The organism is Brevibacterium sp. Marseille-P9724, from assembly GCF_902500275.1.
Taxonomy (GTDB): domain Bacteria; phylum Actinomycetota; class Actinomycetes; order Actinomycetales; family Brevibacteriaceae; genus Brevibacterium.
This window is the reverse complement of the sequence record NZ_LR722996.1, coordinates 93174-106855: the sequence shown is the minus strand read 5'-3', so window position 1 is coordinate 106855 and position 13682 is coordinate 93174. Positions and strand designations below refer to the sequence as shown.

Here is a 13682-nt window from a genome sequence, read left to right as displayed (position 1 = left end):
GACAACCCAGGAGGACTCATGGCAACCAACCGCACAACCGACAACTTCGGCATCCCAGTCGGCAGCGACGTTCACTCGCTGACGCTCGGCGCTGACGGCCCCACGCTTCTGCAGGACTACTACCTGGTTGAGAAGCTCGCACAGTTTGACCGCGAACGCGTTCCCGAGCGCGTCGTCCACGCCAAGGGCGGCGGAGCTTTCGGCACGTTCACCGTCACCGGCGATGTTTCCAAGTACACCAAGGCCAAGGTCTTCCAGCCCGGTGCCGAAACCGAAATGCTCGCCCGCTTCTCGACCGTCGCCGGCGAACAGGGCTCGCCCGACACCTGGCGCGACCCCCGCGGCTTCGCACTGAAGTTCTACACCGAAGAGGGCAACCTCGACATCGTGGGCAATAACACCCCGATCTTCTTCATCCGCGACGCCATCCAGTTCCCCGACTTCATCCACTCGCAGAAGCGCAGCTCGCAGACCGGCCTGCGCGATCACAACATGCAGTGGGACTTCTGGGTCAACGAACCCGCATCGGCCCACCAGGTCACCTACCTCATGGGCGACCGCGGCATCCCGCGCTCGTGGCGTGAAATGAACGGCTACGCATCCCACACCTTCCAGTGGATCAACGAAGCCGGCGAACGCTTCTGGGTCAAGTACCACTTCCACTCGGACCAGAAGCAGGAATTCATCGACAAGTACGGCCACGAAGGCTTCTCCGCTGATGACGCCGACGAAATGGCCGGCATCGACGCTGACTTCCACCGCCGCGACCTGTTCGAAGCCATCAAGGAAGGCAACTTCCCCACGTGGACCCTGTCCGTTCAGGTCATCCCCTACGAAGAGGGCTTCACCTACGGCACCAACATCTTCGACGTCACCAAGACGGTGTCCCACAAGGACTACCCACTGATCGAGGTCGGCAAGATGGAGCTCAACCGCAACCCGGAAGACTTCTTCGCACAGATCGAGCAGGCCGCATTCAACCCGGCTTCGCTCGTTCCGGGCACCGGACTGTCGCCTGACAAGATGCTCATGGGCCGCCTGTTCTCCTACCCGGACACCCACCGTCACCGCATCGGGCCGAACTACGCCCAGCTGCCGGTGAACCGTCCGAAGTCGCCCAAGCACAACTACAGCCGCGACGGCCAGATGCGGTACGAACTGTACCCGGCCGACCAGCCTGAGTACGCACCGAACTCGTACGACGGCCCGCATGCGGATGAGTCCGCCGCTACCGACGTCAACCTGGTTGACGTTCCGCAGTCGGACGTCGTTCGCTCCGCTCAGACGCTGCGCGAAAACGACGGTGATTTCAACCAGGCCGGCGAGCTTGTGCGCAACGTGCTCGACGACGCTGCTCGCGACCGCCTGGTTCACAACATCTCCGGTCACGTCATGGGCGTATGGGACAAGGAGCTGTTGCCCAAGGTCTTCCAGTACTGGAAGAACGTCGACGAAGAGCTCGGCAACCGCATCGAAACTGTTGTCACCGAAGCTAAGAAGAAGCAGGAACAGGCCTGATCTTCTTCAGCTGCGTTAGCTGCGCTGCGCGTTATGCGTTAGCTTGGCGCGGCTTTGGCTGAAAACACGGGCGCCCCGGCAGATTCTCTGTCGGGGCGTTCGTGTTTTTGCGTTTGGGTGTTGTTTTGGTGGGCGGGGGCGTTGCAGCGCTTGCGGTTTCTCGCACATGCCCTTCTGGCGAGTTCAGACCGTACGGAAGCACCCCTTAGCCGGAATCTACGCTTTAGCCGCACACAAACTCCCCTTAGCTGCGGATCCACCCGAAAACAGCAACTGCTAACGGGAGTTTCTGTTGCTAAAGCGTGGGCGCAGGTGGAGCCTGGGTGCCCAAGTCAAGCTGGGTGCCGAGGTGGAGGGCGGTTGTGCGGCACCCGCGGCTATCCGCCTGTACTGCTTATGGCCCTTCAGGTCAGGTGCGCGTGCGGCTTAAAGCCTTTGGAGTCAGGTGCGGCTTGCAGCCCCGGGGTTCGGACGTGGCTAATGGCCTTGGGGCAAAGGGTGTGGGCTATGGCCTTTGAGCTCAGCGGACGGTGATGGTCAGAGAATCGACGCGGTCGACGATGACGGGGTGCTCTGCCAGGCGGGCATGGAAGGCACTGAAATCTGGTTCACCCTCCAGTGTGAGGATGATTGCCAGTTCGGGACCTCCCGTCACTATCCTTCTGCTGCCTGGTCCTGCGCCGACCGATGCGATCCATGGAAACTGCGCCGCGGCTTCTCCAATGGCCTGCGCGACTTCCCGGTCGGCCCACGATGGCGTCCAGGCGTGCCCTTGCACAAAAGCCCACAGTGCCGGCCTGCGCAGCAGAAATGCGTGATCACTGCCAGGGTCGATGATGACCAGTTGGGAGCCTTCGTCAACTGCACCCAGGCCCAGGCGCTCGGCCTCGATCGGCACGGGCCTGGCCTGAGTCCCCCACTGGGTGAGAAGCGGAATGGCGGTGAAGCACGGTGTGGCCTCGCGCCCGTCTTCGGATGACAGACGCACCATGGCCATATCCGAGCTGTTGTCGACCATGAGCCCGTGTTCCCCCACGGACTTGCTGAGCGCTTCCGGAAGAATGGGGGCGTAAACACGCGAGTCTTTGAGCGCCTCGACTACGCCGATGTGGGCCGTCGGGTCAAAAGGATTTGCCGTTGCATTGTTGAGGGCCGCGGTCACCTGCGGGTCGGCTTCGCCGGTGTCACCGGCGAAGGGATTCGGCTTGAGTTCACGACCCTTCCACGCGGTACCCGCGGAGTCAGCCTGATGGCCCTTGCCCGCAGAGTCAAAGTCAGTCTGACCGTCAGGCGATGCAAAACCATCTGACCTCACGGCACCTCCGAACACAGCTTTCAGGTGTTCGGGCAGCTGAGGCTCGTCTGGCGTGCTGTCTGTCATGGACGCCCGGCGACTTCGAGTGCTTCGCTCATGGTGAATCGACCGGCGTAGAGAGCCTTGCCGATGATTGCGGAGTCCACGCCCGCTGGAACGAGCTTGCGCAGGGCAGCAAGGTCATCGAGTGACGAGATGCCGCCGGATGCGGTGATCGGCGTGCCCGTGGTGGTTGCGATCTTCTGCAGAAGCTCCGTGTTGGGGCCGTTGAGGGTGCCGTCAGTGTTGATGTCGGTGACGACGTAGCGCGAACAGCCCGCGGCTTCGAGTTCTTCGAGGACGTCCCACAGGCTTCGGCCTTCTTTCGTCCAGCCGCGGCCGGCGAGCACATCACCGCGCACGTCGAGTCCAACCGCAACGGCGTCGCCATGTTGGCGGATGACGTCGGCAGTCCATGTGGGGTTTTCAATTGCGGCGGTGCCGATGTTGACGCGAGCTGCACCGATTTCCAGAGCGGCTTCGAGTGCCGCTGAATCGCGAATTCCGCCGGAGAGTTCGACCTTGAGATCAACCGAGGCGATGAGCTCCTTGATGAGCTCGCGGTTGTCACCGCGACCGAAAGCAGCGTCGAGGTCGACCAGATGGAGCCATTCCGCTCCGGCCTCCTGAAACTTCACAGCGTTTTCCAACGGCTGCCCGTAGTCGGTTTCGGTGCCGGCCTCGCCCTGGTGCAGGCGAACGGCCTTGCCGCCGACAATGTCGACTGCGGGAAAGAGCACAAGGCGGTCTGCTTCGGTCACTGTTTCTCCTAGGTGTGGGAATCGTCGAGGCTGGCGATCCAGTTGGCAAGAAGCTTCAGCCCTGCCGAACCAGATTTTTCCGGATGGAACTGCACAGCGCTCAGAGGGCCGTCCTCAACCGCGGCAATGAACTTTTCGCCGTGCTCTGCGTACGTTGCCTCCCCTGTGCTGGGCGCGGTGTGCGCGGCGTAGGAATGGACGAAGTAGAAGTGTTCGTCGGTGATTCCGTTGAACAGCAGCGAACCTTGCGGTGGCCGCACCGTGGTCCAGCCCATGTGAGGCACAACGCGGGCTGAAAGCTTTGTCACAGACCCATTCCACAAGCCGAGCCCTTCGGCAGTCAGACCGTGTTCGGTGCCCTGCTCGAACATGACCTGCAGGCCCACGCAGATGCCCAAGACCGGCATCCCGCGTTCAGTCCTTTCGCGGATAATGGCGGGCGCGCCAACGGCTCGCAGTTCGTTCATGACGGATGCGAAGGCCCCGACGCCCGGCACTACGAGCCCGTCGGCCGCCAGCAGGTACTGCGGCTGGGCGGTCAGCTGGACCTCGGCGCCGGCGGCTTCAAGCGCCCGCACGGCAGAGCGCACATTGCCCGACCCGGCATCGAGAACCGCCACCGTAGTCATTGTCTGCGCCCCAGCAGCTTGTTGATGCGGAAGAGGCTGAATCCGAACACACCCGCGGCCAGTGCCGTGGCAATCCACATGTACCAGGGGCCGCTGAGGGCGACAACGGCGCCGATGACCAGCGCGATGAACGCAGCCGCGGCCACGATCATCCAGACGATTGCGGTGCGCGCAATTGCAGCGCGGGCACCTGTCATGGTCAGTGCGCTTGCCTGCATTTTGCTGATGTCGGCTGTGTGCTGGGCACCTTCGATGTCGGCAGGCTCAGCTTGTCCCAGCAGCAGGCGTTCAACGTCCTCGGGCAGATTCTGCAGGGCCAGACCCGCGGGAACTTCCGATTGCCGTTTGCCTGCGCGGTAATGCCCGGACGCTATGGCGTCGTCTTCGCGGACGAGCAGCAGGACTTCGTAGCGGCCTGCCATTTTCGACAGCTTCTGGGTGACTTCCGTGGCGTGTTCGCGGCTGGCGTTGTCAAGAACAATGGCCGAGAAGCCGCCGACGGGCACGACGGAGCCGCGAATGTCGCTGAGCACGCAAGCCGCAGCGAGCTGCTTGGGATCGCCGAAGGGTGTGACTACGAGCGCCGTGTTCACAGGGCCCCCTTAGTGGAGGGGATGGCCCCACCGGTGCGCGGGTCGGCTTCAAGTGCCATGCGAAGGGCACGAGCGAAGGCTTTGAATTCTGCTTCCGCTATGTGGTGGGGGTCCCGGCCTGCGACGAGCGCGAGGTGGACGGTCAGGCCCGCGTTGATGGACAGAGATTCCAGAGCGTGGCTGACCATAGAGCCGGTGAAGTGACCGCCGATCATGGCGTACTGGAAGCCCTCGGGTTCACCGGTGTGGACGAAATACGGGCGGCCGCTGATGTCGACAACGGCCTGTGCGAGGGCTTCGTCAAGGGGAACGGCGGCGTCGCCGTAGCGTCGAATGCCCGCTTTGTCTCCGACCGCGTCTTTCAGCGCCCAACCGATGGTGATGGCGCTGTCTTCGACAGTGTGGTGGACGTCGATATCGATGTCGCCTTCGGCCTTGACCGTCAGGTCGCACAGAGAGTGGCGGGCCAGAGCGTCAAGCATGTGGTCGTAGAAAGGCACGCCCGTGGAGATCTCGGACTTCCCTGTTCCGTCAAGATCAATTGTGACATCGACCTTTGATTCGCTGGTATGACGTGACGCCGTCCCGATCCTCTGGGGCATCAATCCTCGTTTCCGTTCGGCTGCGACCGACCGCGCGGCGCGGTCGCCCCAATCCTATCGGGAGGGCACGAGAATACGCTGACCAGGGTGAACCGTCGATGAGTCAAGCCCGTTCATGTCGACGATGACGGTAAGGACGTCGCGAACATCTTCCGAGCCGGCTGCTTCGCGGGCGATTTCCCACAGTGATTGGCCCTCTTCTACGACGACCACCCGGGTGTCATCAGCAAAAGCCGGTTCCGCATTCGAGGCCGAAGCCTCCGGCCGGATGAGGAGGACAGCACACAGAGCAACCACTGCAATGACGGCGAGAGCCACCATGCGGCGCACCCAAAAGATCCGGCCTTCCCTTACCGAACGGTGCGATGCGCGAGCGAGCGTGTGCATTCTTCCTCCTAACACAGCCGAAGCCTTCGACCCCGACAATGCGATGGCGCGGACGGCCGCTTGCCCCACGGCCATTCGCATTATTCGAACTGATGTTCTAAGACACACATTAGAACAGAATCCGCTGTTTGTCGAACATCTATGTGAAAATAGATTCGAACACTGCATCCGATTCCCACGCTTCAGAGCCTCCCACGAGGCACTGACATAACCTGCTCCACACTTCTGACCGGCAGAAACGTCAGGGTTTGGGCTGAGAGGACAGAGTCATGACTCAGTCGCGTCGAACTCGCGGCCGCCCGCGCGACACCGATGTGGCCAAGGAGGTCAGCACGTTCCGCAGGCACCGTGACAGCGAGTCTTCCCTGCCGGTCGCTTCAGCTGCCGCGGACGACCGTTCACTGTCTGCCCGTCAGCGGCAGGTGCTGGAGACCATTGAAGCGTCAGTGCACAGCAACGGCTATCCGCCGAGCATGCGCGAGATCGGAAAGTCGGTGGGGCTGGCCTCACTGTCGTCTGTTGCACACCAGCTCAATCAGCTCGAGAAGCTCGGCTATCTGCGGCGCGACCCCAAGCGTCCGCGGGCGATCGAGGTTGTCAACCCCGCTGAGGTCGCCGAAGCCCCAGCGGTGGAGAGCTCCTCGAACGCGGCCGCCGTACCAGTGGTCGGCCGCATTGCCGCCGGCGGTCCCATTACGGCAGAGCAGAACGTGGACGACGTGTTCGTGCTGCCGCGCCAGCTAGTCGGCGCCGGGGACAATCTGTTCCTGCTCAACGTCGTCGGAGACTCGATGATCGATGCGGCCATCTGCCACGGCGACTGGGTTGTGGTGCGCAGCCAGCCGACCGCCGAGAACGGTGAAATAGTCGCCGCCCTTCTGGATGACGAAGCCACGGTCAAGACGCTCAAGCGCAAGGACGGCAAACAATGGCTGCTGCCGCAGAACCCTGACTACGCCCCCATTGACGGCACCTTTGCCACCATCATGGGTGTTGTGACCGCGGTCATCCGGCGCATCTAGTCTTCCGGTTTGAGCCTTTCGAGAGCCCCGCGGACCACCGCGGGGCTCTCTGTTCTCCACATGGGCGGCAGTGTTGCCATGAGGAAGTTCGCGTAGCGAGCCGTTCGCAAGCGCGAATCAAGCACCGCGACGACACCCCGATCCGATGTTGAGCGGATGAGTCTGCCGGCCCCCTGTGCCAGCTTGAGAGCAGCGTGAGTTGCAGAGACGGCCATGAAGCCGTTGGCACCTCGGCGGGTGGCAGCTTCCGTGCGGGCGGTGGAGAGAGGATCGTCCGGGCGGGGAAAGGGAATCCGGTCGATCAGGACCAGGCGGCAGACATCACCGGGAACGTCGACTCCCTGCCACAGGGAGATGGTGCCGAACAGGCTGGAGTCGGCATCGGAGCTGAAGGACCGCACCAGGCTGCCCAGGCCGTCTTCGCCCTGCAGCAGAATCGGCAGATCGGTGTGCTCGCGCATGTATTCGGCTGCCTGCTCGGCCGCGGCTTTCGATGAGAACAGTCCCAGCGCTCCCCCGCGGGAGGATTCTATGAGTTCGCGCAGCTCTTCGAGCTGTTCGACGTTGAGGCCTCCGCGGCCGGGTTTGGGCAGATGGCCGGCAACGTAGAGGATGCCCTGTTTGGGGTAGTCAAACGGTGAGCCCACGTCGAGGCTGTCATAGCGCGGACTGTCAGGGCCCTCCAGACCGAGTGACGCTGCGACCGGTTCGAATCGGCCGCCCAGCGCCAGGGTTGCAGATGTTGCGACAACGGTTGCTTCTTCAAACAGGCCGCGGCGCATGGTGCCGGCAACCGACAGCGGAGCGATCACGAGGCTGACGGTCTCCGTACCCCGAAACGAACTGCGGCTGACCCAGACGACGTCGTTGGCGCTGCCGTCGGTCATTCTCTCCGCAAGATCGAAGACCTCCTGAATGCGAGCGCGCGCAACCGTCAAGCCCGAATCGGCCTCTTTGCCCCGCTCGGCCTCACCGCAGGCGCTCAGCAGTGTGCGAGCACTGTCACGCAGAGCCACGACCGCGTCCTGCAGGGGCTCGGGCCACATCCGCAGCAGACCCGCTTCCGCCTGCGCCAGCGCATCAGACAGCGACGTGCGGGCAGTGTCGAAATCGCTGAGCGCCGCCGGTGTTGCCCCCGAGTGCTTCCTTGCCGCCGAGTGGGCCGCTGAGAGCATCGTGTCGGTCAGACTGCCGGTGAGGGCCGATGTCACGCGGTCGCGCAGTTCGTGGGCTTCGTCAATAATGACTGCCGAATGGGACGGCAGCACTGAATTTTCGCCGAAGGCATCAATTGCCAGCAGGGCGTGATTGGTGACTACGACGTCAGCACCAGAGGCTTTTGTGCGTGCAAGTTCAGCCCAGCATTCTTCGACCATGGGACACTTTTGGCCCAGGCAGTCGTAGGCGTTGACGGACACATGGGACCACGTGCGGTCGGAGACTCCGGGCGCCAAATCGTCGCGGTCGCCCGTATCTGTGGACTGTTCCCACGAGCGGATGCGGGCGATCTCAGATTCCAGGGCGCTCATGGATCCGCCCCGGTGTGCCGCATCGTCAGCTCCCGTGTCGAACAGGAGCCCCGCCTCGTCATCCGGGTATCCGCCGGCGAGTTTGTGTTTGCACAGGTAATTGCGGCGTCCCTTGAGTACGGCCGCACTCGGTCGGCGTCCGAGGTCGTCGCGCAGGGCTTTTGCCAGCCGCGGGATGTCCCGGTCGACGATCTGTGCCTGCAGCGCCAGCGTTGCGGTGGAGACGATCACCCGCTCGCCGGAGCCGACGGCATAGCGCACCGCGGGCACGAGGTAGCCCAAGGACTTTCCCGTGCCTGTCCCGGCCTGCACCAGCAGGTGCGTTTCGGTTTCGAGCGCCGAGTTCACAGCCTCGGCCATCTGCTGTTGGCCTTCGCGGGGACTGCCGTGCAGTGCGGCGACGGCTTTCTCCAGCAGCTCGGCAGCGTCCTTCACGCGCGCTCCCCCGCGGGTTCATCATGCGAGGTGGGATCGGGTGTGACGGGCTCGGGCGAGGTAGGCGCGGCTGTGGGAATCGGCAGCTCGTGCGAGCTGGGGTCAGATGAAGCGCCCGCGAACATGTCGGGCCGCCGGAAAGGTTCGAGCTGGGCGGCGAGTTCGCCGTTGACGAATGCGTGAACGACAGTGCCTTCGTCAATGTGCTCGATCCGCTCGATTTCGCCGTCTTCGTGAACTGCGGACAGCAGATCGCCGCGATTGTAGGGAATGAGGGCGGTGAGCTCGCATTCGGGGTGCGGCAGCGCATCGGCGATTGTCGTGCGCAGAATGTCCAGGCCCTCACCGGTGTGCGCGGAGACCGCCACGGCCCCTGGGTGGCGGCGCATAAGCCGTGCAACCGCATCGGGCTTGGCGATATCGGCCTTGTTGATGACAATGAGTTCCGGCACGGAAGGCTCGACGACATCGGCGAGGACATCGTGGACGGCCGCGATCTGTCCCTCCGGGTCGGGGTGCGAACCGTCGACCACGTGGAGAAGCACATCCGCCTGCCCGGCCTCTTCCAGGCTGGAGCGGAACGCTTCGACCAGCTGGTGGGGCAGATTGCGCACGAAGCCGACCGTGTCGGTCAGCGTGTAGGTGCGTCCGTCTTCCGCCTCGGCTGCCCGGACGGTGGGGTCGAGGGTGGCGAACAGGACGTTCTGCACCATGACCCCGGCATCGGTCAGCCGGTTGAGCAGGCTCGACTTGCCCGCGTTGGTGTAGCCGACGATCGCGACCGACGGGATGCGATTGCGTTTGCGCGAAGACCGTTTGACTTCGCGGGCAGGCGTCATTTTGGCAATATCGCGGCGCAGTTTGGCCATCCGCTTGCGGATGCGCCGCCGGTCGAGTTCGATCTGGGTCTCACCGGGACCGCGCGAACCGATTCCCGCGCCGCCGGCCACCTGTCCACCGGCCTGCCGCGACATGGATTCACCCCAGCCGCGCAGACGCGGCAGCAGGTACTCCAGCTGTGCGAGTTCGACCTGTGCCTTGCCTTCGCGGCTCTTGGCGTGCTGGGCGAAGATGTCGAGGATGAGCGCCACACGGTCGACGACTTTGACCTTGACGACGTCTTCGAGGGCACGACGCTGGGAAGGGGCGAGTTCGGAGTCGAAGATGACGGTGTCAGCACCCACGGCACCTACGATTTCAGCAAGTTCACTGGCTTTGCCGCGGCCCAAGTAGGTGGCCGGGTCCGGAGTGTCGCGCCGCTGAATCACACCGTCGAGGACAGTCGATCCAGCTGTTTCGGCAAGGGCGGCAAGTTCCCGCAGGGAGTCTTCAGCAGCTTCGGCCGTACCGTCGGTGTACACGCCTGCGAGCACCACGTTTTCCAGGCGGACGTCACGGTATTCGACTTCCGTGACATCTTCGAGTTCCGTCGACAGCCCGGCCACACGGCGCAGTGCGGCACGCTCCTGGACATCGAAGTTGGTGTCGTCGTCAGCGGCGAGCTCCGCTGCGGTCAGCGATGAGTCCGCCCGCGACAGTACACGGTTGATGATGTCGTCTTCGCGGCTGGACTCGCCTGTTGAGGTGCCGGAGCGGGTTTCGTCGGGGGCTTCACCCGAGCTGCCGGGGGTGCTGTCTTCAGCACTCGAGGCACCGGGGGCTGAAAGTTTGTCTTCTTCTCGCATTGCGGCCCATTGTCCCACAGGGCGCGGTTGTCGGTGCCGCGAGCGCGTAGGCTTGAGGGCTGTGAGCGAGCACTATTTTTCTTCCACCCCGAACGCACAGTCACGACCACGGTCGCTGCAGGTGTGCCTGGCCGGTCACGACCTGACAGTCACGACTGACTCCGGCGTGTTCTCCCCCGGCCGCGTTGACAAAGGCACCGCCGTTCTGCTCGACCACCTGCCCGAGGTTCCCTGCGGCAATGTGCTGGACCTTGGGTGCGGTTGGGGCCCGATAGCGCTGCACGCCGGTCTCAGCGCCCGCGATGCCGGGACGTCCACGCGCGTCTGGGCACTCGATGTCAACGAACGCTCACTTCAGCTGACAAAGAAGAATGCCGCCGAGGCGGGACTTAACTCAATCCGCCCCGTCACCGCCGAACAGATTCCAGACGATGTGCGCTTTGACGCGATCTGGTCCAACCCGCCGATCCGCGTGGGCAAAGACGTGCTGCACGAACTTCTGCTGACCTGGCTGCCCCGACTGAAGCCCGGCGGGCAAGCACTCCTCGCAGTAGCCAAAAACCTCGGTTCAGACTCGCTGCAGATATGGATGCAGGAAAACCTGCCGGAAGGCTTCACCGTTTCCCGCGCCGCATCGTCCAAGGGGTTTCGGGTCCTTTCAGCTGTCGCGCCGAAGTGACGACCGCCTATACCGGCAGCGTGACAGCGCCACGGCGGCGGCGCTCATAGAAGGGCCGCTTCTGCTGTAAGAACAGCGGGACCGGACAGAATCGCGACATCATCTTCCACCTCGACGAGCACTGTTCCGCCCGGCTGGGTAACGAACCATTCTCGAGGTGCCGCCTTCCCGGCCCAGTGGCTGGCGGCCAGCGCCGCCGCGCACGCCCCGGTGCCGCACGCGCGGGTCTCCCCGACACCTCGTTCGTATACGCGCATGCTCAAACGCCCTGCGTTCTGCAGACGGGGGTTGGTGACTTCGGGCAGCGGGCCCTGTTCGATGACGATGAACTCGACGTTCGTGCCGTCTGGCGGTACGGGCTGGACTTCGGGTGGTTTGCGCAGGTCGAGCGCTTCGAGTTCAGCTGCTTGGGCCACAGCGACGACGGTGTGGGGATTCTCCATGTCGACGCTCGCTGCGGGTCTGGGCGGGCGGAGGTTTGCAACAGCGGCGAAGGCGTCATCGGCTATCGGCTTGGGCCCGCGCGGCAGGCGAACGCGGTACCACGTGGCTGAGTCGGCGTTGTGAGCAGAGCCTGCAGCGTTGGCGAAGGGGCTCGTGGTCGTTTCCACCGTTACGGGCCCGACAGCTGTTCCGATGATGAGCTTTTCGGTCATCTGCAGCCCGGTTTCGCGTAGGAAATGAGTGAAGACCCTCACCCCGTTTCCGCACATTTCCGCTGGTGAGCCGTCTGCGTTGCGGTAGTCCATGTACCACTGGGCGCCGGCTTCCTCGGCAACGCGGGCTGTTGGTGCATCAACTGAGCCGATGGTCGCCGCACGGATAACGCCGTCGGCGCCGATGCCTGTGCGCCGGTCGCAGATCGCGGCGATCGCGTGCGAGTCGAGCCTTACAGTGTCGTCGGCGTACAGGAGGAAGTCGTTTTCAGTTCCGTGGCCCTTGGTGAGTTTCATGCGGTCTCCTGCCTGTCGATGATGGCCAGCGCCTGGTCGAAGAGCTCAGGGCCGTCTGCAGGCAGCCAATGAATGCGCGGGTCGCGTTTGAACCAGGTTTCCTGCCGCTTGGCGAACTGGCCCGTGCGGATGATGGTCTGTTCGATGGCCTCTTCGAGTGTCATGGTGCCGCGCACATAGGCGATCAGCTGTCGATAGCCGATTGCGGCAGAAGCGGTTGTCGATTCTTCTATGCCCGCGGCGATGAGCGCACGAACCTCGTCAACCCAGCCGTTTTCAATCATGCAGTGGACGCGGGTGCTGATGCGCTCACGCAGGTCATCGCGATTCATGCGCAGGCCGATCTGCACGGTCGGCATGACGTAGGTGTATTCGGGAAGGTGCGATGTGAAGGTCTCACCAGTAAGCGCTATGACTTCCACGGCACGCACGATGCGCCGGGTGTCTTCGATCTTGATCTTCGCGCCGGCTTCCGGGTCGAGTTCCGTCAGCAGCCCGTGGAGGTCGTGTGTGCCGCCAAGCTGCGCTATTCGCTCCAGGCGTGAGCGCAGGTGCGGGTCGGTTCCCGGAAAGTTCATGACATCTGTTGCCGCCCGCACGTAGAGGCCAGACCCGCCCACCAGGATGGGCTGCACGCCTCGGGCTCGCATATCGGCGATGAGAGCGCGGGCTTGCTGTTGGAACTCGCTGACGCTTGCGTCTTGGGTCACGTCGAGAACGTCGAGCAGGTGGTGCGGCACTCCCCTGGTTTCGGCCTGCGTGATCTTTGCCGTGCCGATGTTCATTCCCCGATAGAACTGCATGGCGTCGGCGTTGATGATTTCGCCGCCATAGTGTTCGGCTAGGCGGACTGCGAGGTCGGATTTGCCGGTTGCCGTTGCTCCGACGATGTTGATGACCGGACGGGTGTGCGCTGTCACGGAAACTCCATCCGCAGCACAGCGGTGCGGGTGCTGAGAGTTTCTGCGTCATAGTCAACGTGGACGTCGGGCTGGCGGTGTGCGCTGAGCAGCCGCTGCAGCGACTCGGTGTTCGACGCAAAGGTGCGGGAATCCTGCGCTGCTTGTGCCAGGGCTTGAACTTGACCGGCTTTGATGGCTTCCATGAGGGCCCGGTCGTGTTCTGCCGCGCCGTCGACGGGGGCCAGGGGCCCATCGGGGGTCGAGGTGGCAGAGAAGTCGAAGGTGATGAGTGCGGCTTGTGCGCGGTCCAGTGGGACCGGGGTCAGCCCCGCCTCGACCGCCAGCAGGGCGGCCGATCCAGCGCGGGCGCACGCGTCCTGAACAGCCTGACGGGCGGCCTCATCGGGCAGTTCAGCGACCGCGGCCTGCCATGCGCTACCGGTGAGGAGCTCGCCCGTGTGCATGTCGACGCCTCGGTCGATGCCGTACGCGCCGAGACCGACGATCGGGGTGTCAGCGTCAATGCCGATTTCTGTGCTGCCGCCCGCGGCCCACGCGATCGCGGTGAGCATGGACTGGCGCAGCGTGTCTTCCGCTGGTGTCCGGGTGCGTGTCACGCCGGCCGTGTACACC

The 13682-nt window shown here is 63.7% G+C and carries 14 protein-coding genes; 3 read left to right on the top strand and 11 right to left on the bottom strand.

All coding sequences use genetic code 11. From position 1 onward, the window contains the following. The first annotated feature begins 18 nt into the window (after positions 1-18). The gene (locus GC119_RS08785; RefSeq protein WP_151952927.1) at positions 19-1518 is read left to right on the top strand and encodes a catalase; all 1500 of its coding nucleotides are present in this window, start codon (positions 19-21) and stop codon (positions 1516-1518) included. Positions 1519-2038: 520 nt separating this feature from the next. On the opposite strand, the gene GC119_RS08780 is transcribed toward GC119_RS08785, so the two are convergent. From GC119_RS08780 to GC119_RS08755, 6 genes are read right to left on the bottom strand one after another with little or no spacing between them, the layout of a single operon-like run. Beyond that, the gene (locus GC119_RS08780; RefSeq protein WP_151952926.1) at positions 2039-2899 is read right to left on the bottom strand and encodes an SseB family protein; all 861 of its coding nucleotides are present in this window, start codon (positions 2897-2899) and stop codon (positions 2039-2041) included. After that, on the bottom strand, positions 2896-3633 hold the full coding sequence (gene priA, locus GC119_RS08775; RefSeq protein ID WP_151952925.1) for a bifunctional 1-(5-phosphoribosyl)-5-((5-phosphoribosylamino)methylideneamino)imidazole-4-carboxamide isomerase/phosphoribosylanthranilate isomerase PriA: 738 nt from the start codon (positions 3631-3633) through the stop codon (positions 2896-2898). The genes GC119_RS08780 and priA overlap by 4 nt, the downstream gene beginning before the upstream one ends. A gap of 8 nt (positions 3634-3641) precedes the next feature. Further along, positions 3642-4262: an imidazole glycerol phosphate synthase subunit HisH gene (gene hisH / locus GC119_RS08770; RefSeq protein WP_151952924.1), complete on the bottom strand. Its 621-nt coding sequence runs from the start codon at positions 4260-4262 to the stop codon at positions 3642-3644. Next, positions 4259-4855 (bottom strand): hypothetical protein, encoded by a 597-nt coding sequence (locus GC119_RS08765; RefSeq protein ID WP_070574371.1) that lies wholly within the window; start codon positions 4853-4855, stop codon positions 4259-4261. The genes hisH and GC119_RS08765 overlap by 4 nt, the downstream gene beginning before the upstream one ends. Further along, positions 4852-5457: an imidazoleglycerol-phosphate dehydratase HisB gene (gene hisB / locus GC119_RS08760; protein ID WP_151952923.1), complete on the bottom strand. Its 606-nt coding sequence runs from the start codon at positions 5455-5457 to the stop codon at positions 4852-4854. Before hisB ends, GC119_RS08765 begins: the two co-directional genes overlap by 4 nt. Positions 5458-5511: 54 nt before the next feature. Then, entirely contained in the window at positions 5512-5844 is a 333-nt protein-coding gene (locus GC119_RS08755; protein ID WP_070574367.1) for a LysM peptidoglycan-binding domain-containing protein, read from the bottom strand. Between the two features lie 269 nt (positions 5845-6113). Here GC119_RS08755 and lexA point away from each other — a divergent pair, with 269 nt between their 5' ends. Next, positions 6114-6866 carry a transcriptional repressor LexA gene (gene lexA / locus GC119_RS08750; RefSeq protein ID WP_070574365.1) on the top strand — a complete coding sequence of 251 codons (753 nt, stop codon included), beginning with the start codon at positions 6114-6116 and terminating at the stop codon, positions 6864-6866. Here lexA and GC119_RS08745 read toward each other — a convergent pair. Both GC119_RS08745 and hflX read right to left on the bottom strand, forming a co-directional pair. After that, positions 6863-8830 (bottom strand): ATP-dependent DNA helicase, encoded by a 1968-nt coding sequence (locus tag GC119_RS08745; protein ID WP_151952921.1) that lies wholly within the window; start codon positions 8828-8830, stop codon positions 6863-6865. The two genes, lexA and GC119_RS08745, sit on opposite strands and share 4 nt — an antisense overlap. Continuing rightward, positions 8827-10515, bottom strand: a complete 1689-nt coding sequence (hflX, locus tag GC119_RS08740; RefSeq protein WP_151952920.1) for a GTPase HflX — start codon at positions 10513-10515, stop codon at positions 8827-8829. Before hflX ends, GC119_RS08745 begins: the two co-directional genes overlap by 4 nt. Positions 10516-10576: 61 nt before the next feature. Here hflX and GC119_RS08735 point away from each other — a divergent pair, with 61 nt between their 5' ends. After that, a complete protein-coding gene (locus GC119_RS08735) occupies positions 10577-11194 on the top strand; it encodes a class I SAM-dependent methyltransferase (protein ID WP_070574358.1) in 618 nt (205 codons plus the stop codon). A 44-nt stretch (positions 11195-11238) separates the two neighbouring features. Here the strand turns inward: GC119_RS08735 and dapF are convergent, their stop codons facing one another. From dapF to GC119_RS08720, 3 genes are read right to left on the bottom strand one after another with little or no spacing between them, the layout of a single operon-like run. Next, complete coding sequence (gene dapF / locus GC119_RS08730) at positions 11239-12147, bottom strand: diaminopimelate epimerase (RefSeq protein WP_070777160.1); 909 nt, start codon at positions 12145-12147, stop codon at positions 11239-11241. Next, positions 12144-13067, bottom strand: a complete 924-nt coding sequence (miaA, locus tag GC119_RS08725) for a tRNA (adenosine(37)-N6)-dimethylallyltransferase MiaA (protein WP_070777159.1) — start codon at positions 13065-13067, stop codon at positions 12144-12146. Before miaA ends, dapF begins: the two co-directional genes overlap by 4 nt. Next, positions 13064-13666, bottom strand: a complete 603-nt coding sequence (locus GC119_RS08720; protein WP_141759551.1) for a hypothetical protein — start codon at positions 13664-13666, stop codon at positions 13064-13066. Before GC119_RS08720 ends, miaA begins: the two co-directional genes overlap by 4 nt. Positions 13667-13682: the final 16 nt, after the last annotated feature.

Bases quoted from the DNA above. Each gene is read 5' to 3' on its own strand.
- GC119_RS08785 (WP_151952927.1), top strand. From the start codon at position 19: ATGGCAACCAACCGCACAACCGACAACTTCGGCATCCCAGTCGGCAGC.
- GC119_RS08780 (WP_151952926.1), bottom strand. From the start codon at position 2,899: ATGACAGACAGCACGCCAGACGAGCCTCAGCTGCCCGAACACCTGAAA.
- hisH (WP_151952924.1), bottom strand. From the start codon at position 4,262: ATGACTACGGTGGCGGTTCTCGATGCCGGGTCGGGCAATGTGCGCTCT.
- hisB (WP_151952923.1), bottom strand. From the start codon at position 5,457: ATGCCCCAGAGGATCGGGACGGCGTCACGTCATACCAGCGAATCAAAG.
- GC119_RS08755 (WP_070574367.1), bottom strand. From the start codon at position 5,844: ATGCACACGCTCGCTCGCGCATCGCACCGTTCGGTAAGGGAAGGCCGG.
- lexA (WP_070574365.1), top strand. From the start codon at position 6,114: ATGACTCAGTCGCGTCGAACTCGCGGCCGCCCGCGCGACACCGATGTG.
- hflX (WP_151952920.1), bottom strand. From the start codon at position 10,515: ATGCGAGAAGAAGACAAACTTTCAGCCCCCGGTGCCTCGAGTGCTGAA.
- dapF (WP_070777160.1), bottom strand. From the start codon at position 12,147: ATGAAACTCACCAAGGGCCACGGAACTGAAAACGACTTCCTCCTGTAC.